We start from the raw sequence: 19,355 nt of genomic DNA, 5'->3' as shown, positions 1-19,355 counted from the left end.
GGGGGAAACGTCAATGTGAAAAGGTTCAGTCCTCTTCACTGTCCCAAATCTCACTCATCTGGCTGAGCCCTTCCTCAAGATAATCGGCCAGAAGCTGTGTGCGCAGCAGATAATCCGCGGTATGGTCGTTATCGGCATCTGCGGCATCGGCAAACGCGGCGTCCCACTCGTCTGGGCCGTAGGTGCCGCGTCCCACCCACATCAGCGCCACAAGGGCATTCCTGTCGTCCTGATTGAGTCGGTCCACGGCCGCAACAAATTCCTGATAGGCGATGTCATGGGCCCGTTCGTCAAGTTTGGTCAGTTCGTCCATGCTAATGACGTCATCTTCGCTGAAGGAATCTGTGCCGTTATCTTCCCCCAGCTCTTCCTCGATCATGGCTTCGGCGGCTTCCTGAACCTCACGGGCCAAGGCGATGATGAAATTGACAGTATCTGTATTTATGGCTGGCATGGACTATATACCTCTTTATACGGGGACCCGGTTGTGTGTTCCACCTTTAAGGATCATAACATCCCCCCTAAATTGCGCCAAGCATTCTTGATGGTCATTGACCCAGGTCATGAGGAGGATTGACCTGAGTTCTGACCGGAATTCTGGCCCGAATTTTGGCCCGAATTTTGGCCCGAATTTTGGCCGGGAATTGACGGGGACGGAAATATAACCGGGTTGGCTCCCGGTTGCCATTGCGGGTATTTATGCATGACGGCCGCAAAAAGCGGACTGTCCAGATGCCATTGAAGCCAGTTTTGCAGGGCTTTGTAAGGGCTGGAAAAAAACCATACCTCATCCACAAAGGCAAACTGGCGGATAAAAGGAAAGATCACAATATCCGCCACGGTCTGCTCTGACCCGAGAAGGTAAGCCTGCCCGGCCCGGGTTTGGTTTTCTGAGAGCTTTTTTTCAAGCTGCGCCAGGAATTTTTCGCCTTCCCGGCGATAGCTTCCCGGCGGTTGTTCCGGGTGGCGGCTGGCATATTTGTATTTGTCCAGCGCCGCTTTGAACGGCCCGTCATTTTGTGCCACCAGCTCATCCGTTTCGGGGAGAACGCGGGACCAGCTCCTCGGATCGTTTTGCCCCAGTGCCCATTTCACGATGTCATAACTTTCCTCCAGCACTCGCCCGTCAGGCAGAACTATGACCGGTACGGTGCCTTTGGGCGAGGCTTGCAGAAGTTCTGGCGGCTTGTCGCGCAGCACCACTTCGCGCAATTCACATTGCTGTCCAGCATAGGCCAGCGCCAGGCGGGCCCGCATGGCGTAGGGGCAACGGCGGAAACTATAGAGTATTGGCAAGGTCATGTAGATGGCTTACCCAAGACGCTCTCAAAGTACAAGTCCTGATGATGAATTTTATGCGCCTTGATGAACGGTGCTGGTACAACAGGCTAAAACACGGTAAACTAGAGTGAATTGCGTCAGCCTATTCACAGTTCACTCTAGAGCATAAGTCACGGGTACAATAGGGGAGAAACCATGACCGAGGAAACAAGCACGGGAATTGAGGAAAATATCGCTGGTCTGTTATGCTATCTTCTGGGCTGGATCACGGGACTGATATTCCTGCTTATTGAAAAGAAAAACCAAACGGTGCGTTTTCACGCCATGCAATCCATCGTGACCTTTGGAGGATTGCAGGTTCTGGGATTCCTGCTCGCCATCTCCCTTGTGGGGGCTTTTTTGGTGCCGCTGTTGTATATTCTGGGCGTGGCCTGCTGGATCATTCTGATGATCAAGGCTTATCAAGGGGAAAAGTTCAAATTGCCTCTTGTGGGCAATCTGGCCGAAAAATGGGCCGGAGATATTAAATTGTGATGTTAAATTGTGATATCAGCGAACAGGCTTGAGACGCCTCAACGAGCGGGCGCAATGCCGGTGCTCTTTCGTGATATCGACGTTACAGTTTACGGCTCATCCATAAATGGGGAATGCCGGCGTCGAGGAATTCCTCGCCAAAGGCCGTAAAACCCAGCTTTTCATAAAACCCGACCACAGAAGTCTGGGCCGCCAGAATGATTTCCTTGACCGTATTGCGGGTACTAATATCCGCCATCAGGCGGATCACCAGCTTTTCGCCAACTCCCAGGTTGCGATACCGGGGCAGGACGGCGACTCGTTCTATTTTGCCGCGTTCAGGATCGGGATACCGAATCCGTGCCGTGGCGGCAGGCGCCCCGTTTACATATAGCAGATACTGATCCGCCTGGTCGTCCAGGCCATCCATCTCTTCTTCCTCGGGTACGCCTTGTTCCTCGATAAAAACCTTGCGGCGAATCATAAAACACGGATCGCGGGAATCTTCAGGGCCGAGGCACCGTACGGTGATATTTGCGGGGATGTTTCTTGGCATGGCTGCATCATGCCATATCGGGGGCGGCTGAGAAAACAGGAAAATGACAGCTCAAACAAATTTTTTAGGGTTAAAGGACCAGGCGAGGAAAAAAACGGCAGATTGTTAAGGTTTTACCTTTTGTTAAGAGCTTGATGAGGTTTTTCAGATAGCGTTTTGTATGATGATGCGGGTGTAGAATGTCCCCCGCCAGCAGGGTAGCAGCCAGAAAGGCGCTTTTCCCTTTTTGTTGATAAAGCTTTGTTGATAAAGGTGCCAGTTTTGCTGCATTCGCTCCGGAAATTCCGTTTGAATACACGTCTCTGGCAGTTTCTGATGGCCCTGTCGCTGGTCGCGCCGCCGGGCGGGGCCAAGGGGCGGGAAACTGAACGGGAAGTTGGGCGGGAAATATCTGGTCGGTTGACCTTGCGGCCCGACGCTCTTCTGATCACGGCGGAGAACCCTTATACCGGTCATTTTGACCTGACCGGCAAATGGGGGGACGCGCCCCGGGTTATTCTCACTCGGCTTTCGGTAACGTTTCTTTTTCAGGACAATGATATATGGCACCGCAGGGAGCGGCGGGGGCTGCCGCAGAAGGTCAATGCGTCAAGACGGTTTATGACGGAAGGGGGGAACCGTGCGCCGCGTCCGGCGGTGGAAGAAACCTATATGCAGGAAGTGGTGGTCACTTATTCCAATCCCGAAGAACTGGCGCGGTTGCGCATCGGTGCCGACATGTTTTTCGCGGCGTCCAGTCGTCGACGGCATGAGAGGACTTTGGACCGGGGCGAAGCCCGCAGTTTCATGGGACTGCGGGATGATCCGGTAAGCGGGGAAAGGCGGGCGCTTTACCAGATTACCCAGCGTCGGCTGCGGGAGGAATGGGACGGTTACGCCGACCGTTTCGCTATTCGCCGCAAAATGCTCAGCCTCGCGGCCATGCGGGATCTGACCGAAGACGGGATCCTGCCGTTCACGCTGGACGGGCGGGGGGATTATCTATTGATGGAGGCAAGTTTGGAATATGAGGGGTATGCGCTGCCGGGCGTCGCGGGGGAGGCGGAAGGGCAAAACATCCTGCTGTATCAAACTTTGCCGTATGGACTGGTGCTTGGGCTGTCGGGCATGCTGGGCTGGGGCATGCGGTGGCTGTTCAAGACCAAGCAATCCTCAAAGAAAAGATTGTCTAGAGTGAATTGAGCCAACCTATCCACAATTCACTCTAAACATCCTCGCCGGCTGGTACGTTGGCAATCACTTCGTTAAACTGCCTGACCGCTTCGGCGGGACCGTCGGGATGGCCCCAGACGCCGCTGCTGACGGCGATGAAATCCGCCCCTGCCTCGATCAGGGGACGGCAGTTGTCCACGGTAATGCCGCCGATGGCGACACAGGGCACCTCGAACAGCTCCGCCCACCAGCGCAGAATTTCCGGATCGGCGGTTGCTTTGGGCTCTTTGGTGGTGGTGGGATAAAAGGCGCCAAAGGCTACATAATCCGCGCCGGCCTCGCCTGCGACCATGGCGAGATGGCGGCTCGCATGGCAGGTCACGCCGACAATGGCGTCTTTGCCAAGCATCGCGCGGGCCTCCTTGTACGGCATGTCGTCCTGACCCACATGGACGCCGTCGGCCCCGACTCGGGCCGCAAGCTCCACATGATCATTGATAAGAAATGCCACGTCCCTGTCGTGACAGACCGGCATCAGCCGCTCGGCAGCATGAAGTATGTCTTGTTCCGGCACATCCTTGAGGCGCAATTGCACACAGGCCACGTCCCCACCGTCCAGTGCCGCGCTTAATTGTTCCGGGAACCTGTTCAGGTCAATTTTCGGGGGCGTAATCAGATAAAGTCGCGTTTGTGCCATCACGTGTCCCTCTGTGAATACTGTTTCATTGATAGCGCAAAGCGCGGAAGGGTCAATAAAAAACCGGGCCCGTCGGGACCCGGCTTTTCCGAAACGAATTGCTTGGTGGGGGCCTTAGTCCTGGCCCTTATAGATGGCGATGATTTTATTGAGCATTTCAAGGGCTTCCTCGCGCGGACGCTGGAAGGTGTTGCGGCCGATGATGGAGCCGTTGCCGCCGCCGTCGCGGATGGCGCGGGCGTCGTCATAGACGCTGTTGGCGCCTTTCTTGGCCCCGCCGGAGAAGACCACCAGCCGCCGGCCGTTAAAGGCGGAGCGCATCACTTCGCGCACTCGGGCGGCCTGGGTGGAAATGTCGATGCCCTGTTCTTCGAAAACTTTTTTGGCTTCCGGCTGCTCCAGATGGTCAGACGGCAGTTTCACCTTGATGATATGGGCGCCAAGCTCGGCAGCCAGGTGCGCGGCATAGGCGCCCACATCCATGGCGGTCTCCCCGTCCTTGCTCAACTTCCCGCCGCGCGGATAAGACCAGAGCACCACGGCGAGGCCGGCGGCTTTGGCTTCTTCGGCGATTTCCCGGAATTCTTCCATCAGTTCCAGGGCATGTTCGGAGCCTGGATACATGGTGAAGCCGACAGCGGAACAGCCAAGCCGGAGCGCGTCATTAACGGAGGCGTTGACGGACTGGTCCTTGGTGGTGGCCCAGCTGTTGGAGCTGTTGATTTTCAGGATGGTCGGGATCTGGCCGGCAAAGGTATCCGCGCCCGCTTCCAGCATGCCGAGCGTCGAGGCATAGGCATTCAGGCCGGCATCAATGGCCAGCTTGTAATGATAATGGGGATCATAGGCCGGGGGGTTGGGGGCGAAGCTGCGGGCCGGGCCGTGTTCAAAGCCCTGGTCCACCGGCAGAATGATCATCTTGCCGGTTCCGGCCAGCTTGCCGGTCATCAGAATGCGGGCGAGGTTGGCCTTGGTGCCCGGATTGTCGCTTTCGTAATAGGACAGGATCTGTTTAACTTTGCGTGTTATTTTCATGGGATTATCCTTAGTCACAGATATCGGTTGTTATTTTGGAAAAACGGGACCCCGTCCTTATACGGCGGGGTCCTTAAGATAAGGCTACTGTTTTAGAACCTTCACACCGGGCAGTTCCTTGCCTTCCATCCATTCGAGGAAGGCCCCGCCAGCGGTGGAAATGTGGGAAAACTGTTCCGCCACGCCCGCATGATTGAGGGCCGCCACCGTGTCGCCGCCGCCAGCAACGCTCAGCAGACTACCGGCCTCGGTCAGCGCCCCGGCCGCCTTGGCCAGGGTGACGGTGGCGGCATCGAACGGTTCAATTTCGAAGGCCCCCATCGGGCCGTTCCAGATCAGGGTCTTGCAGCTTTTCAGCTGTTCCGCCAGCTTGGCGACGGAAGCCGGCCCCACATCCAGAATCATCTCATTCTGGGCCACGTCATCAAGGGCCACGGTGCGGTTGTCTGCATGGGCCTTGAATTCTTTTGCCACTACCACGTCAGTGGGCAGATGAACTGTGCAGCCGGCGGCCTCGGCACGGGCGAGAATATCGCGGGCGGTGTCAGCCAGGTCATGTTCACACAGCGACTTGCCCACATCCACCCCTTGGGCGGCAAGGAAGGTGTTGGCCATGCCGCCGCCGATAATTAGATGATCGACCTTTTCCACCAGATGAGTGAGCACATCAAGCTTGGTGGACACCTTGGCCCCGCCAACCACGGCGGCGACGGGATGTTGCGGATTGCCCAAGGCGTTTTCCAGCGCCTTAAGTTCCGCTTCCAGCGCAAGGCCCGCCGCGCTCGGCAGCAAATGGGCAATGCCTTCGGTGGAGGCGTGTGCCCGGTGGCAGCAAGAAAAGGCGTCATTGACGAAAACATCGCCATTCTGGGCCAGCGCCCTGGCGAATTCAGGGTCGTTGTCTTCTTCGCCCGGATAAAAGCGCACATTTTCCAACAGCAACACAGCGCCGTTTTCCATGCCGTCGATGGTTTCCGCCACTTCGGCGCCAATACAGTCATTAATGAACAATACCGGCAGGCCGGTGATGTTGGCCAGCGGCTGTCCCAGCGGTTCCAGAGACATTTCCGGAACAGTCTGGCCTTTCGGGCGGCCGAAATGGGACATGACGATGACCTTGGCGCCCTGTTCGGACAGGGCCTTGAGTGTAGGCGCCACGGAACGGATGCGGGTGTCATCGGTGACGGTCATGTCGCCCTCATGATCGGCCTTCATGGGCACATTGAGGTCAGCACGAACAAGGACGCGCTTGCCTTCAAGCGCGCCCAGGGATTGAATATTCTTGAACGTTGCCATAATGGCGCGTCCCCCTTTTTTGGTCTTACAGAGACGCCATCACGCTGGCGGTATCGGACATCCGGTTGGAGAAGCCCCATTCATTGTCATACCAGCTTAAGACCCGCACCAGTGTGCCGTCCATGACCTTGGTCTGGGAGGCATCGAAGCTGGAGCTGTGGGCGTCATGGTTATAGTCGATGGAAACGGACGGTTCGTCCACATAAGCCAGAACGCCTTTCAGGCGGCCATTGGCCGCCTCGCGGATGGCGGCATTGACCTCCTCGGCCGTGGTGGATTTTTTGGCCACGAATTTCAGATCGATCATGGACACGTTCGGAGTCGGGACCCGCACGGCGGAACCGTCCAGCTTGCCGGCCAGTTCCGGCAGCACCAGACCCACGGCTTTGGCCGCACCGGTGGAGGTCGGAATCATGCTGAGGCCGGCGGCACGGGCGCGCCGCGGATCTTTGTGCAGCGTATCAAGCACCGGCTGATCCCCGGTATAGGCATGCACCGTGGTCATATAGCCTTTTTCAATGCCCACGGTTTCATTGAGCACCTGGGCCACAGGCGCCAGGCAGTTGGTGGTGCAGGAGGCATTGGAGACAATGGTGTGGCCGGCTTCCAGCTTGTCATGGTTGACGCCGTAAACAACGGTCAGATCTACTTCGGTGCCAGGCGCGGAAATCAGCACTTTTTTGGCGCCGGCGTCCAGATGGGCCTTGGCTTTGTCGCGATGGGTGAAGATGCCGGTGCACTCATAAACGATGTCCACACCCAGTTCACCCCAAGGCAGATTGGCCGGATCGCGTTCCGCGGTGACCTTGATCGGCCCCCGGCCAAGATTGATGCTGTCACCTTCCACCTTGATGTCAAAGGGGAAGGGGCCGTGCACGGAATCCCGTTTCAGAAGGTAGGCATTCATGTCAACATCGCCCAAGTCGTTGATGCCGACCACTTCGATGTCTTCCCGACCTGATTCGTAAATCGCGCGCAGGGCCAGGCGGCCGATACGTCCAAAACCGTTGATTGCTACACGTGTTGCCATGAGGTGTATCTCCAGTTGATAGATTTTGCTGTTTTCTTGTTCTTACGCGTTTTTAACGGCATTGACAATGGCGTCAACCGTCATGCCGTAATGCGCAAACAGGTCTTTCGCCGGGGCGGAGGCGCCGAAACGATCAATACCAATAATGATGCCCTTGCGGCCCACATACCGTTCCCATCCAAAAGTGGCGCCCGCTTCCACAACAACATTGGTGGGGGTGTTGCCGAGGACATGGGATTTATAGGCATCGTCCTGTTCCTCGAAACGTTCGAGACACGGCATGGACACCACGCGGGTCGGGATGCCGGCCTGTTGCAGCTCGCTTCGCGCTTTGACGGCCAGCTCGACTTCGGAGCCGGTGGCGATCAAGGTGGCCTGGGCCTCACCGTCTGCCTCATGCAGCACATAACCGCCTTTGGCGGACAGGTTTTCATCCGTATGGCTGAGGCGGACCTGTTCCAGCCCCTGACGGGTCAGCACCAGAATACTCGGCCGGTCCTTGTCTTCCAGGGCCGCAAGCCAGCATTCGGCGGTCTCCACCGCGTCCGCAGGCCGGTAGACGGCCAGATTGGGCATGGCGCGCAAGCTTGCCAGATGTTCAATCGGCTGATGGGTCGGACCGTCCTCGCCCAGACCGATACTGTCATGGGTCATCACATAAATCACCCGCTGTTCCATCAGGGCGGACAGACGAATGGCCGGGCGGCAATAATCGGTAAAGACCAGGAAAGTGCCGCCGTAAGGGACATATTCCCCATGCAGCGCCAGGCCGTTCATGCAGGCTGCCATGCCAAACTCGCGCACCCCGTAATGGATGTAGCGGCCGGAGAAGTCATCGCGGGTGACGACAGTCATATCAGCGGTTTTGGTGTTGTTGGAGCCGGTAAGGTCGGCAGACCCGCCAATGGTTTCCTGCATCAGCGGATTGATGACATTGAGCGCCATTTCGGACGCCTTGCGGGTGGCGACTTTTTTCGGTTCGGCCACAAGCTGTTTCTTGTAATCGACAATGGCGGCTTCGAGACCTTCGGGCAGGTCCCGGTTCAGGCGCCGTTCAAAATCGGCCTTAAGGCCGGCGTCGAGGGCCTCATACTGTTCTTTCCAGGCGGCCACCGTGGCCTTGTGGCGGGCGCCGGCAGCGCGCCAGGCCTGAAGAATATCTTCCGGAATCTCAAAAGGCGCATGGGGCCAGCCGAGGAATTCCCGGGCGGCTGCCACTTCCGCCTCGCCCAAAGCCGCGCCGTGGGTGGCGGCCGTTCCCTGCTTGTTGGGCGCGCCATAGCCAATGGTGGTGCGGCAGGCAATCAGCGATGGCCGCTCATCCTGTTGTGCGGCTTCAATGGCGGCGGCAATCTCATCCGGATTATGGCCGTCCACGGCAATGGTATGCCAGTTATGGGCGGCGAAGCGCGCCATCTGGTCATCGCTGACGGTCATGTCGGTGCTGCCGTCAATACAGATTCTGTTGTCGTCCCACAGCACAATCAGCTTGCCGAGCTTGAGATGGCCGGCAAGGGAAAGGGCTTCGTGGCTGACACCTTCCATCAGGCAGCCGTCCCCGGCCAGCACATAGGTATAATGATCAATAATATTTCCCATGCGGGCGGCGCTCAGGCGTTCGGCCAGCGCCATGCCAACGGAAGTCGCCAGTCCCTGGCCCAGCGGTCCGGTGGTCATTTCCACGCCCGGAATTTCCACATATTCCGGATGGCCGGCACAGGGGCTATGCAACTGGCGGAAGTTTTTGATGTCCTCCAGGGTCGGGCTGTCATAGCCGGTGAGGTAAAGGAGGGAATAGATCAGCATGGAGCCGTGACCGGCGGACAGCACAAACCGGTCGCGATCGGGCCATTCCGGCCAGGCTGGGTCAAATTTCAGATATTGGGTAAAAAGAACTGTCGCCACATCCGCCATTCCCATGGGCATGCCCGGATGACCTGAATTTGCCGCCTGCACCGCATCCATGCTGAGCGCACGGATGGCATTGGCCATATCGCCATGTGATACTGTCATATTCCTCTTGCCGATCTGTATGTTCAATGGACATGTCGGGTGAGCCAGCACACGACATGCAAAACTACACGTTAATCGCGCGCACAATGGACAAAACCCGTCGTTGCGTCAACATTTTCTGACAATTAAAACAGATTCAGTGCTTTAATCCTTATGGTGGGGCGGGCAGAAATGGGGCGGATTGTCGGACGGGATTCGTTTTCGGTGGATTTTCCGGGGGAAATGGCGTTAGAGTGAATTGAGCCAACCTATGCACAATTCACTCTAGGCTATATGCCATAGGCATATCCGGCCCCGTGCGCGGACGGATCAGGGGGAAGAACATGACGCAAAACAAAAAAGAGACTACAGAAGAAAACGGAATTGCCGCCCTTGAGGAAGCGTTGGAAGCAGCGCTGGTCCGGTTGGAACGGGCGGCGCTTGACCTTAAGGGGCGGGCCCGTAAGGTAGGCCCGGATCAGGCGGCTGCTGGCGATGAACAGGCCGAATATCTGGCCCGGCTTGAAGCGGAAAACCGCACCTTGCTCAGGACACTGGACAAGCTCCGGGAAGAATATGAAACGCTTGAGGGGGAGCATGAAAAACTCCGGGACTATGTCAGGGAACTGGAAAACCGGACCGAATCGGCAGATCGGGACCTGGAGGCCGTGATTGACCGGCTGGACCGGATCATGGCGGACGAACGACTGCACTGAGACTCCGACTCTGAAGAGACCCCGGGGAGAACGCGGGTGTTAATGGCATCTGCTCCACAACATCAGCTTTCAGGAAACAGAAAACATCATGGCCGAAATTACCGTCACCTTTAACAATCAGTCCTATCACCTTGCCTGTCGCGACGGCGAAGAGGAGCGTCTGGCCCAGCTCGCCGCCTATGTGGATGAAAAGGCACAGCAACTGAAAGACCGGCTTCCGCTGATTACCGATACCCGTTTGTTACTGATGACCTCTATTCTGATCGCTGATGAACTGTTTGAACTTCGTAATGGGGCGGGCGTTGCGACAGAGGGGGGAACACCGTCCGGAATTCCTCTTTCCACGAGGGATGCGCCGGAATATGAACGCCTTCTGGAGACAGCCGTCAAAAGGGTTGAAACCCTCGCCCGTTCCTTGGAGAACGAATGAGGTTTTCGTTTTTCCCCGGCCTGAAAGAGCTTCTGGGGCGGAACGATATCCACAAGGATATACACAATGATATCCACAGGAATATTCGCGCGGATATTCATGCGGATATTTATGGGCTCGGGGTTCGGCGCCGGTCAACCTATTTACAATTCACTCTATAATTCTTGCACAGAATAAGTCTCTCATAAAACGGCTGTTGGGTGTGTCGCCCGGTCAGGGCGAGGGGGCTTTTTGTGTTCTTAGGGGATGCATATATTGAATATTTCGTAAATAAATAACAATTTTTTTGCAGTAAAAGTCAATTAAGTTTGACTAATATAAAAATATGCGTAAATTATGTAGCAGTAAATAAGGGGTGTCGAAGTGTAGGGGGTCAGCGAGTTGATCTGGACAGTTAACGTAATGTGACGAAAGGGGGCGGAAGATGAGTGTTGTGGAAGAAAAGGCTGTCGAAAATAGAGTTTCCTTTGATCCGCATTCGGAAGAATTCCTGAAGAATCCGTATCCGGCATATAAGGAGTTGCGGGAAAAGGCGCCGGTGGCCTATTGGCGAGAAGGCCGGGCCTGGCTGATGTCGGATTATGAGGATGTGGTTCGCATTCAGTCGGACAGCCGTTTTTCCATCAATCTGGCCGACTGGAAATATTACGATCCGGGGGAGGTCGGGGAAAACAAGGAATGGGATGACCTGAAAAGCAACGATCTTCTGGCGCTGAGCGGTCTTGACCATAACCGGGTCCGGCGTTTGATCATGCCCAGTTTCCAGAGGGGGCCCCTTCAGAAATACAAAACCATTATCGAAAACATCGTGGCTCAAAAAATAGACACTCTCAGGGATAGGGAGGTTTTCGATGTGGTGCATGATTTTGCTTATGATATTCCCGTTCAGGTCATGCAGGGCCTGTTGGGCATTCCCTTCCACCTGCATCGGGAATTTCAGCAGTTCGCTGTGGCCTATGTGGAGCTGTTTGATCCGTCTCTGGATTTCCCGCCTGAAGAGGTGGCAGAGAAAAGGCGGCTGATCACCAACGGGGTGAGGCTGGTTCGTGAGGTTATCGAGAGGCAGCGGCGCCAGATTCAGCAGGGGCGCCCGGCAGAGACCATCCTGGAGCATCTGATCCTGGCCTGTGACCAGGAGGATCGTCTCAGCGATGATGAGCTGGTGGCGCTGGTGGGGATGGTGATGGCCGGGGGCTCGGAAAGCACAATCTATCTGATCTGCAATGCTGTGCTCAATCTGATGCGTTTCCCGCAGCAACGCCAGATTCTCGAAGAGCGGCCGGAGCTTTGGGATAACGCCATTATGGAAGTGCTGAGATATGACTTCTTTATGAAAATGGGAGTTCCCCGCTACGCGCTGGAAGATGTGGAATGGAAGGGCTGTCGGATCGGCAAGGGAGAAATGGTTTATCCCATTTCTGCGGCCGCGCAGTTCTGCCCGGAGGTGTTTCCCCGTCCCGATGTCTTCGATGTGACCCGCGATACGTCCAAGGTGATTGCCTTCGGACGCAGCAAACATATTTGTGTGGGGCAGTTCCTTGCCATTATGGAAAGCCGGATTGCCGTGTCCATGTTGTTTGAACATTTTCCAGATCTGACCCTGGTTTCCGAACCGGTTTATGACGAACACAACAAAGTGTTACGAGCCCTGAAGCGTTTTCTTGTACACAAACAGGGAGGGGACTCATGAAATTTTTTCCGAACAAAGGCGCTGGGGTGAGTTCCGCATGACGGTGCCAGCAAACCAGCCTTCTATGACGGCCCTTGTGGTGGGCGGATCCGGGATGGCGGGCAGCGCCATTTTACGGGAACTTGCGGGCAAGGCAACGGTTCAGCCGCTGGCACTCGCGCGGCGCCCATTTACGCCGCCTTCTGCATCGGTCAGGATTATAAATGCCGATATTCAGGACAGCGGCGGGTTGCGTCAGGCCCTGGAAGGCTACCGTGTGACCCATTTGTTTTATGCGGCGCATATTCCGGTCACGGCGGCCATGGGAGGGAAATTTCCCATAAATCCTGAAGCGTTTCGGCGGCTGTTGCGCCGCTATGCGGGGCGGCGGGAAATTTCCGAAGCCATTCTGCATAAACTGGCCGCGCTGACATTCACCCACGATCCCGAAAAGCGCAATCTGGCGGCTTTCCGCAATGTTCTTATGGTGTTAAGAGAAGAGCCGCACGATCTGAAACATGTGACGCTGGTGACGGGGACCCGTTATTACGGCATTCAGGCAGGACCGGTATTCAATCCTCACTGGAAGCTTCCCATTAGGGAAACAGATCGACGGTTTGAAGTCTCCAACTGGTATTTTGACGTTGAGGATGAGTTGAAGGCTTCCGGGGTGGCCTGGAATATTTTGCGCCCGACCTATCTGGTGGGGCAGAATGAATATTCGTTCCAAAATCTGGTCCTTGCGTTGTCCTGTTATGCCCAGGCCTGTCGGCGGATGGGGGTGCCGCTGCTGTTCCCCGGCGGGCGGGAGATTTTTTCCCGGTTGTGGGAGGTGACCAGCACGGATCTGCTGGCCAAAATGGCCTGGTGGGTGGCTTCTCATGCGGGATGTCAGGAAAATGACGAAGATGGGGCAGCATCTCCAGTTGTGAACCAGAGCTTTACAGCCGCCAATGGCGACCCTTTTACCTGGCAGGAATTATGGCCACGTCTGGCGCAACATTATGATTTGGCCTGGCAGGTGCCGGAGCAGGCCGTGAGCGCCGAGCGGTTTATTCTGGAGCAAGTGCGCGGGCGGGGGCTGCCGATGGAAGAGATGCTGGTATACCATCTGCGCTTCATAGACATGGCGATGATTTGCAACTGGGATGTCTGTTATTCAATGGCCAAGGCCCGACAGGCCGGCTTTCATTACGCGGTGGATACCTTGAACCTGTTTGATGAGCTGTGGCGCGCGGATGCAGATCATCCGGTGACACAGGCCGTTGCGAGACAGGAAGGCTCCGGATGACAGGCTGATGGTTCTGTTGTCGGGGCACGTCCATTTTCACCTTAATCAGGGAGAGGGTGATGCTCCCCTTTGTTCATGACCGTATCAGTCCTCCACAGATCGTGGCATCGGAAGACGCTATTCCGTGGGCGGCCTCGTATGATGTGGTGGTCGTGGGATTTGGCGGCGCCGGAGTGGTGGCAGCTCTTGAGGCGCTGGATAAAGGGGCACAGGTGGCGCTCGTGGAGCGGTTTGAGCCGGGCGGTGCAACGGCCATAAGCGGCAATGTGGTCTATGCTGGTGGGGGCACCAGGTATCAACGGCAGAACAATATCTTCGACAGTCCTGAAAATATGTTTGCTTATCTGAAGCAAGAAGTGGGGGAGGTGGTCACGGACCATACGCTGCGGGCTTTTTGTGAGGGGAGTGCGGGCATGATTGACTGGCTGGAGCGGCAGGGTGTGACCTTTGGAGGGGCGTATTTCCCTGGGAAGACCGCCTTGCCTCCGGGGCTTTATTCTCTGTATCATTCCGGTAATGAATTGGGCCTGCGTTTTCGTGATCAGGCGAAGCCCGCTCCCCGCGGGCATCGGGCCCGTCATCCCCGGAAAAGACGGTCGCCGTCTTCCGGTCGCCCGGATCTGTTTGCGCCCTTGAAACGGGCGGCCCTGGACAAAGGGGCTGTGCCGTATCTGCTGTGTGAAGTGGTCCGTTTGCTACAGGACGTATCGGGGCGGGTGATCGGGGTGGAAATGCTGCGCCTGCCGCCGAAGAGCAATGCAGCCCGTCGTTTTTGTCGATATATGCGCCGGGCGCGGGTGTGTCATTTGTCCCGGCCGGACAAGGCCCGGGCGGCACGACAAAAGGCGCTTGAGATCGAAGCCGGTGCGCCACGGGAAAGGGTTTTTCTAAAGGCCCGCAAAGCTGTGATTCTGGCAACGGGCGGGTTTGTGTTTAATCGCGACATGATGGCACATTATGCGCCGTCTTATGCCCGGGGGTTTCCTCTTGGAACCGCAGGATGTAACGGTAGCGGCATTGCGCTGGGACAATCGGTTGGCGGGGCGACAGCCCATATGCAGCGTGTTTCGGCCTGGCGGTTTATCAATCCGCCGCAAAACTGGATTCGGGGCGTGTTGGTCGATGGCGACGGTCGGCGCCTGGACGATGAATCGCAATATGGCGGCACGCTTGGGGAGGCAATTTGTGAAAAGGGGCAGGGGCGCGGTTATTTGATCCTGGATGCGGATTTGGTTCGGGCGACCTGGCGCGAGCTGTGGCATATACGAAATCTTCTGGGGCGGAGGATGACGGGTCTGCAATGGCTGCTTGGGGTTGTCAATATGATGTTTAATTGTCAGAAAGCCGCTGACCTGGCCGGATTGGCGGGGAAGCTTGGGATACCGGCAGCGGCGCTTCAGGCAACGGTGGATGAGTATAATCAGGCGGTTCTCAAGGGGGAAGATGACCTTTACCGCAAAGACCCGGCGCATATGGCCCGGTTGCAAGCACCTCCCTATTATGCCCTGGACATGTCCATCACAAGTTCGGTCTATCCGATGGCGACGCTGACGCTTGGTGGCCTGGTGGTGGCAGAGGAAAGCGGGCTAGTGCTGTGCGAGGATGGCCGGCCCGTGCGGGGGCTTTATGCCGTCGGGCGGGCGGCAGTGGGGATTTGTTCCCGTTCTTATGTGTCCGGCCTGTCTCTGGCGGATTGTGTTTTTTCAGGTCGCCGGGCGGCCCGGCATGCAGTGGGTGCCGGTCACGGGAATATTCCTTAAACAAAGGAGGCTGAAAGGCCCCCGGCACTAACTGTGCCGGGGCAAGTTGCGTTTGAGGCTGTGGGAAGACGTGCCCAAAGCGGTGACAAACGTGTCAAGGGTCCCCAGAATCCTGAAGAATAGAGTGAATTATGAATGGGTCAATCTATGCACAATTCACTCTGAATGCCACAGGCGACTATATGCCGAAGGCCCGGCGTTCTTCGGTCGGATCCGGCAGATTGGTGGGATTCCGCCTGCCGTTGACCTTTTCTTGGAAGGTTGCGGCCATGGCGCGGGGATTATAAAACTGTTTGTACCAGAGGCGTCCTTTGGCGAAGGGGCCGTCGGTGACGATTTGAAGAATATTCAGTGCTGGGCGTTTGTTTTTCCAGACCTCAAAGTCCTGGGCGAAAGAGGCCAGGGCGTTGGCCTGCACGTCACGGGCGGCGGCAATGTCCTGTTCCGTTGGTGGGGTGTTGGCAGCCTTGTACAGGGTGGCGTGCCAGACCTGGACCTTACCGTCTTCCACCGGCGTATTGGCAATGAACTCATAAATCAGCTTGTCCCCAAATTGTTGTTTGGACAACAAAATACCGGGGCCAGTGTACCATGTGCTGGTCATGAGCATAGTCTGATAGCCTTTGTGAACGCCGCCTTGGCGTTGAATATAAACATGGTCCCTGAATTCATTTTCAAAATATTCGCTGGGCGCGCCGTGGGTGGGGCCCAAGTGATGGGCGTCGGCCATGTTGTCGATGATTTCCTGGGGATGCACGTCGAGCGTTCCCAAGTGGTCCAGTTTCCAGCGTACCCAGGCCGGGTCGTTCCATTCTTCTAAGACGGGCGGGTCGTAATCCGGTTCGCCGCCTTCGGGGTCATGCCAGGTGACGATGCAGCCCATGACTTCCCTGACGGGATAAGAACGGATGTTGGCGGCAGTGGGACAGCGTCCCTCAAAATAGGGGATCTCCTCGCACCTGCCATCAGGGCCAAACCGCCAGCCGTGATAGGGGCACCGGATGGAATCGCCTTCGATTTGTTCCCCGGTGCGGACGATAGAGGTGCTGGTGCTGGCCGCAAGATGGGTGCCCATATGGGAACAATAGGCATCCAGCAGAACCGGCCGGCCGCTCTTGCCGCGATACAGGGCAAAATCCTTGCCGAAAAAACGCACGGCTTTGGGGCCGTTGTCCAGTTCGCAGGATTCGGCAATCACAAACCAGCCCCGCGGATAGGTGAATTCTCCCAGATTGTAATCTTTGGTTTGAGCCAAGATATGTCTCCCAAAATTGTTTTTAATCTATGACGATGTACCGCCCTGAAGATTATGGTATTTTATGGATGTTTTGTGAAAACTACAATAAAACAGCAAAAATATCAATGAATAATTACTAATATTGAAAATTATATTAATATATTTTCGCTTTTTTCGTAGTTTTCTTTTTTGTGGTTCGTGAGGGCAGGCTGATGGTTGCGGGGCTGTTAGCCCGCTCTCCTCAGCCGGCTGTGTCTTTGTCGGTTGTTTTTAGGGGCTGTCCTGTCAGAACAAGATGGACCGGCGGTTCGCCGCCGCCCGCAACTTCCAGTGCCGCACCACTGATATATGAGGCGGCGCGGGAGGCCAGGAACAGGCAGGCTTCGGCGATGTCGTCGGGCCGGCCCAAACGCTTGAGCGGCAGGGCGCGGGCGATGGCTTCCGGTCCGTGTGTGCCGGTGTAATGGTCGTCGGCGGCATCGGTCTGAATAAGGCCGGCCACCACGGCGTTAAGGCGCACATCCGGCCCCCATTCCTGGGCCAGAGAGCGGGTGAGGCTGATCAGGCCGGCCTTGGCCGCGCCGTAGGCAGCGGTGCCGGGTGAGGGGCGGGTGCCGGATACACTAGCGATATTGATAATGCTTCCGGTGCCTGCAGTGGCCCTGATGGCGGCATAGGCTTTTTGGCTAAAGATCAGGGGCGCAATCAGGTTAAGCCGGATGATCGAGTCCGAAAAGCGCGGCGAAGCTGTGGCGGCGGAGGTTTCCGGGCTTCCGCCGGCGTTGTTGATCAAAATGTCCAGCCGGCCGGCTTCTTCCAAGGCCGTGTCGATGACCTGCTGGATCTGTTCCGGATCACGGATGTCGGCGGGGATGAAAGCGGCCCGGTTATTTTCGTAAGTGGGCAGGTCGTCGGGGGTGGATCTGCTGCAGACATAGACCCGGGCGCCTTGCTGTAAAAAGCGCCGGGCGATGCAACGGCCAATGCCTTTGGTTCCACCGGTGACAATTACGGTTTTTTTCTGAAATTCTGTCACGTGAGTGCTCCCTTCACGGTGCGATGATTTAAAACTTAACATTACGCATATAATGTGTCATAACCGATAATAAATGTCTATAAGCGTAATTAAGGTTATAAAAAATGCGCAAAATTGAAAATACGGTAACCATTCCTGGGATGTTGTGTGAGGCGGTCCGGCGCTGGGCGGCGGTTCCTGCTGTCTGCGATGGGCAGATCCGGATGACTTATTCCGGTTTGATGGACCGGGTCGAGCGACTTGGACGGGCCATGCTGGCGGCGGGGCTTGAAAAGGGGGAGCGGTTCGCGATCTGGGCGCCTAATTGTGCGGAATGGATTGTGGCGGCACTGGCCGGGCAGATGGCTGGCGGCGTGCTGGTGCCTCTGAATACGCGCTATAAGGGGGCAGAGGCTGCGGAAATCCTGCGTCGCGCCAATGTGCGAATCCTGTTTACGGTGTCAGGGTTTCTGGGATGTGATTACCCGACGTTGCTGGCGGATGAGGACATGCCGGACCTGAAAATGGTCGTTACCTTGCGGGGGCGGTCGGCGCGGGCTCTGCCGCTGGCGGAATTTGAGGCAATGGGGTCTGACGTCACGGCGGCAGATTTGTGGACGCGCCTGGCGGCACTGGATGAGGGGGATGTCTCGGATATTATATTTACTTCGGGCACAACGGGCGCTCCCAAGGGGGTTATGACCTGTCACGGCCAGAATGTCCGGGTCTTCCGGAGCTGGAGCGCGGCGGTGGGATTGCGGCAGGGAGACCGTTATCTTGTGGTGAATCCGTTTTTTCACAGCTTTGGCTACAAGGCCGGCTGGCTGGCCTGCCTGTTGACCGGGGCGACGGTGTATCCGCTGGCCAAATTCGATACAGCTGAAGTTTTTGAGATCATCTCCCGGGCGCGCATTACAGTGTTCCCGGGGCCGCCGACGGTTTTTCAGTCGCTCCTGGAACATGGGGCGCGCGGGGCATATGATCTGTCGTCGCTGCGGGTGTCCATTACGGGCGCGGCGGTGGTGCCGGTGGAATTGGTGCGCCGCATGCGCGAGGACCTCGGATTTGCGGATGTGTTGACGGGATATGGCCTGACGGAAGCCTGCGGTGTGGTGAGCTTGTGTGAGCGGGGCGATAGTTTGGAGACGGTGTCGGCCACGGCGGGACGTCCCATAAAGGGAGTGGAGGTTTGTATCCGTGATGCGGCGGGATGCCGGGTTTCGCCGGGGGAAGCGGGGGAAATTCTGGTGCGTGGATACAATGTGATGCGGGGCTATCTGCATGATGCGGCGGCAACCCGGGAGGCGATCGACGAAGAGGGGTGGTTGCACACCGGGGACATCGGCGTCATGAATGAGCAAGGATACATCACCATCACTGACCGTAAAAAGGATATGTATATCACCGGTGGCTTTAACTGTTTCCCGGCGGAAATTGAAACTATTCTGCGCCGGCATCCGGAAATCGCTGATGTGGCCGTGAAGGGGGTGGCGGACCAGCGGCTGGGCGAAGTGGGACATGCTTATATTATTCCAGCGACAGGCGCAGATTTAAATGCTGCGCAGGTAATGGAATGGGCCAGAAAAAACATGGCTAATTATAAGGTGCCGCGTTATGTTACTTTCGTAAACGACTTTCCCAGAAATGCATCGGGCAAAGTGGAAAAATATAAACTGGTCTGAATA

The 19,355-nt window shown here is 56.6% G+C and carries 19 protein-coding genes; 8 read left to right on the top strand and 11 right to left on the bottom strand.

The window, feature by feature from the left end:
• Positions 1 to 25 precede the first annotated feature (25 nt).
• Positions 26 to 454: a DUF3775 domain-containing protein gene (locus FE788_RS11525; RefSeq protein WP_210413946.1), complete on the bottom strand. Its 429-nt coding sequence runs from the start codon at positions 452 to 454 to the stop codon at positions 26 to 28.
• A 107-nt stretch (positions 455 to 561) separates the two neighbouring features.
• A complete protein-coding gene (locus tag FE788_RS11520) occupies positions 562 to 1,302 on the bottom strand; it encodes a glutathione S-transferase (protein ID WP_138380780.1) in 741 nt (246 codons plus the stop codon).
• A gap of 174 nt (positions 1,303 to 1,476) precedes the next feature.
• On the opposite strand from FE788_RS11520, the gene FE788_RS11515 reads away from it, so the two are divergent.
• On the top strand, positions 1,477 to 1,815 hold the full coding sequence (locus FE788_RS11515; protein WP_138380779.1) for a DUF4870 domain-containing protein: 339 nt from the start codon (positions 1,477 to 1,479) through the stop codon (positions 1,813 to 1,815).
• Positions 1,816 to 1,897: 82 nt separating this feature from the next.
• Here FE788_RS11515 and FE788_RS11510 read toward each other — a convergent pair whose 3' ends face one another.
• Both FE788_RS11510 and FE788_RS11505 read right to left on the bottom strand, forming a co-directional pair.
• Positions 1,898 to 2,350, bottom strand: coding sequence for a GNAT family N-acetyltransferase (locus FE788_RS11510; RefSeq protein WP_138380778.1), 453 nt, complete (start codon positions 2,348 to 2,350; stop codon positions 1,898 to 1,900).
• Between the two features lie 70 nt (positions 2,351 to 2,420).
• The gene (locus tag FE788_RS11505; protein WP_138380777.1) at positions 2,421 to 2,648 is read right to left on the bottom strand and encodes a hypothetical protein; all 228 of its coding nucleotides are present in this window, start codon (positions 2,646 to 2,648) and stop codon (positions 2,421 to 2,423) included.
• Between FE788_RS11505 and FE788_RS11500 the strand changes: the two genes are divergently transcribed.
• Positions 2,639 to 3,532 (top strand): hypothetical protein, encoded by an 894-nt coding sequence (locus FE788_RS11500; RefSeq protein ID WP_138380776.1) that lies wholly within the window; start codon positions 2,639 to 2,641, stop codon positions 3,530 to 3,532. The two genes, FE788_RS11505 and FE788_RS11500, sit on opposite strands and share 10 nt — an antisense overlap.
• A gap of 22 nt (positions 3,533 to 3,554) precedes the next feature.
• Here the strand turns inward: FE788_RS11500 and thiE are convergent, their stop codons facing one another.
• From thiE to tkt, 5 genes are all read right to left on the bottom strand, one after another.
• The gene (thiE, locus tag FE788_RS11495; RefSeq protein ID WP_138380775.1) at positions 3,555 to 4,199 is read right to left on the bottom strand and encodes a thiamine phosphate synthase; all 645 of its coding nucleotides are present in this window, start codon (positions 4,197 to 4,199) and stop codon (positions 3,555 to 3,557) included.
• A 114-nt stretch (positions 4,200 to 4,313) separates the two neighbouring features.
• Positions 4,314 to 5,234, bottom strand: coding sequence for a class I fructose-bisphosphate aldolase (locus tag FE788_RS11490; protein ID WP_138380774.1), 921 nt, complete (start codon positions 5,232 to 5,234; stop codon positions 4,314 to 4,316).
• A gap of 84 nt (positions 5,235 to 5,318) precedes the next feature.
• On the bottom strand, positions 5,319 to 6,530 hold the full coding sequence (locus FE788_RS11485; protein ID WP_138380773.1) for a phosphoglycerate kinase: 1,212 nt from the start codon (positions 6,528 to 6,530) through the stop codon (positions 5,319 to 5,321).
• A 25-nt stretch (positions 6,531 to 6,555) separates the two neighbouring features.
• Entirely contained in the window at positions 6,556 to 7,560 is a 1,005-nt protein-coding gene (gene gap, locus FE788_RS11480) for a type I glyceraldehyde-3-phosphate dehydrogenase (protein ID WP_138380772.1), read from the bottom strand.
• 42 nt (positions 7,561 to 7,602) lie between these two features.
• Positions 7,603 to 9,573 carry a transketolase gene (gene tkt, locus FE788_RS11475; protein ID WP_138380771.1) on the bottom strand — a complete coding sequence of 657 codons (1,971 nt, stop codon included), beginning with the start codon at positions 9,571 to 9,573 and terminating at the stop codon, positions 7,603 to 7,605.
• A 323-nt stretch (positions 9,574 to 9,896) separates the two neighbouring features.
• Between tkt and FE788_RS11470 the strand changes: the two genes are divergently transcribed.
• The 5 genes from FE788_RS11470 (at position 9,897) to FE788_RS11450 (ending at position 15,418) form a co-directional block, all read left to right on the top strand.
• The gene (locus FE788_RS11470; protein ID WP_138380770.1) at positions 9,897 to 10,268 is read left to right on the top strand and encodes a hypothetical protein; all 372 of its coding nucleotides are present in this window, start codon (positions 9,897 to 9,899) and stop codon (positions 10,266 to 10,268) included.
• 88 nt (positions 10,269 to 10,356) lie between these two features.
• Entirely contained in the window at positions 10,357 to 10,698 is a 342-nt protein-coding gene (locus tag FE788_RS11465; RefSeq protein ID WP_138380769.1) for a cell division protein ZapA, read from the top strand.
• Positions 10,699 to 11,122: 424 nt separating this feature from the next.
• Entirely contained in the window at positions 11,123 to 12,388 is a 1,266-nt protein-coding gene (locus FE788_RS11460) for a cytochrome P450 (protein ID WP_138380768.1), read from the top strand.
• A gap of 37 nt (positions 12,389 to 12,425) precedes the next feature.
• Positions 12,426 to 13,658 carry an NAD(P)H-binding protein gene (locus FE788_RS11455; RefSeq protein ID WP_138380767.1) on the top strand — a complete coding sequence of 411 codons (1,233 nt, stop codon included), beginning with the start codon at positions 12,426 to 12,428 and terminating at the stop codon, positions 13,656 to 13,658.
• 59 nt (positions 13,659 to 13,717) lie between these two features.
• On the top strand, positions 13,718 to 15,418 hold the full coding sequence (locus tag FE788_RS11450) for an FAD-binding protein (RefSeq protein ID WP_138380766.1): 1,701 nt from the start codon (positions 13,718 to 13,720) through the stop codon (positions 15,416 to 15,418).
• Between the two features lie 178 nt (positions 15,419 to 15,596).
• On the opposite strand, the gene FE788_RS11445 is transcribed toward FE788_RS11450, so the two are convergent.
• Positions 15,597 to 16,673, bottom strand: coding sequence for an aromatic ring-hydroxylating dioxygenase subunit alpha (locus FE788_RS11445; RefSeq protein ID WP_138380765.1), 1,077 nt, complete (start codon positions 16,671 to 16,673; stop codon positions 15,597 to 15,599).
• A 223-nt stretch (positions 16,674 to 16,896) separates the two neighbouring features.
• Positions 16,897 to 17,691: an SDR family oxidoreductase gene (locus FE788_RS11440; protein ID WP_210413944.1), complete on the bottom strand. Its 795-nt coding sequence runs from the start codon at positions 17,689 to 17,691 to the stop codon at positions 16,897 to 16,899.
• Positions 17,692 to 17,795: 104 nt separating this feature from the next.
• Between FE788_RS11440 and FE788_RS11435 the strand changes: the two genes are divergently transcribed.
• Positions 17,796 to 19,352, top strand: coding sequence for a FadD3 family acyl-CoA ligase (locus tag FE788_RS11435; RefSeq protein WP_138380763.1), 1,557 nt, complete (start codon positions 17,796 to 17,798; stop codon positions 19,350 to 19,352).
• Positions 19,353 to 19,355: the final 3 nt, after the last annotated feature.

The sequence above is a fragment of the Luteithermobacter gelatinilyticus genome (genome assembly GCF_005849285.1).
Lineage (GTDB): Bacteria > Pseudomonadota > Alphaproteobacteria > Sphingomonadales > Emcibacteraceae > Luteithermobacter > Luteithermobacter gelatinilyticus.
This window is presented reverse-complemented; position numbering and strand designations above follow the sequence as displayed.

What these genes read in the sequence shown, in the direction of transcription:
- FE788_RS11525 (WP_210413946.1), bottom strand. Translation starts at nt 454, where the DNA reads ATGCCAGCCATAAATACAGATACTGTCAATTTCATCATCGCCTTGGCC.
- FE788_RS11520 (WP_138380780.1), bottom strand. Translation starts at nt 1,302, where the DNA reads ATGACCTTGCCAATACTCTATAGTTTCCGCCGTTGCCCCTACGCCATG.
- FE788_RS11515 (WP_138380779.1), top strand. Translation starts at nt 1,477, where the DNA reads ATGACCGAGGAAACAAGCACGGGAATTGAGGAAAATATCGCTGGTCTG.
- FE788_RS11510 (WP_138380778.1), bottom strand. Translation starts at nt 2,350, where the DNA reads ATGCCAAGAAACATCCCCGCAAATATCACCGTACGGTGCCTCGGCCCT.
- thiE (WP_138380775.1), bottom strand. Translation starts at nt 4,199, where the DNA reads ATGGCACAAACGCGACTTTATCTGATTACGCCCCCGAAAATTGACCTG.
- FE788_RS11490 (WP_138380774.1), bottom strand. Translation starts at nt 5,234, where the DNA reads ATGAAAATAACACGCAAAGTTAAACAGATCCTGTCCTATTACGAAAGC.
- FE788_RS11485 (WP_138380773.1), bottom strand. Translation starts at nt 6,530, where the DNA reads ATGGCAACGTTCAAGAATATTCAATCCCTGGGCGCGCTTGAAGGCAAG.
- gap (WP_138380772.1), bottom strand. Translation starts at nt 7,560, where the DNA reads ATGGCAACACGTGTAGCAATCAACGGTTTTGGACGTATCGGCCGCCTG.
- tkt (WP_138380771.1), bottom strand. Translation starts at nt 9,573, where the DNA reads ATGACAGTATCACATGGCGATATGGCCAATGCCATCCGTGCGCTCAGC.
- FE788_RS11470 (WP_138380770.1), top strand. Translation starts at nt 9,897, where the DNA reads ATGACGCAAAACAAAAAAGAGACTACAGAAGAAAACGGAATTGCCGCC.
- FE788_RS11465 (WP_138380769.1), top strand. Translation starts at nt 10,357, where the DNA reads ATGGCCGAAATTACCGTCACCTTTAACAATCAGTCCTATCACCTTGCC.
- FE788_RS11460 (WP_138380768.1), top strand. Translation starts at nt 11,123, where the DNA reads ATGAGTGTTGTGGAAGAAAAGGCTGTCGAAAATAGAGTTTCCTTTGAT.
- FE788_RS11455 (WP_138380767.1), top strand. Translation starts at nt 12,426, where the DNA reads ATGACGGTGCCAGCAAACCAGCCTTCTATGACGGCCCTTGTGGTGGGC.
- FE788_RS11450 (WP_138380766.1), top strand. Translation starts at nt 13,718, where the DNA reads ATGCTCCCCTTTGTTCATGACCGTATCAGTCCTCCACAGATCGTGGCA.
- FE788_RS11435 (WP_138380763.1), top strand. Translation starts at nt 17,796, where the DNA reads ATGCGCAAAATTGAAAATACGGTAACCATTCCTGGGATGTTGTGTGAG.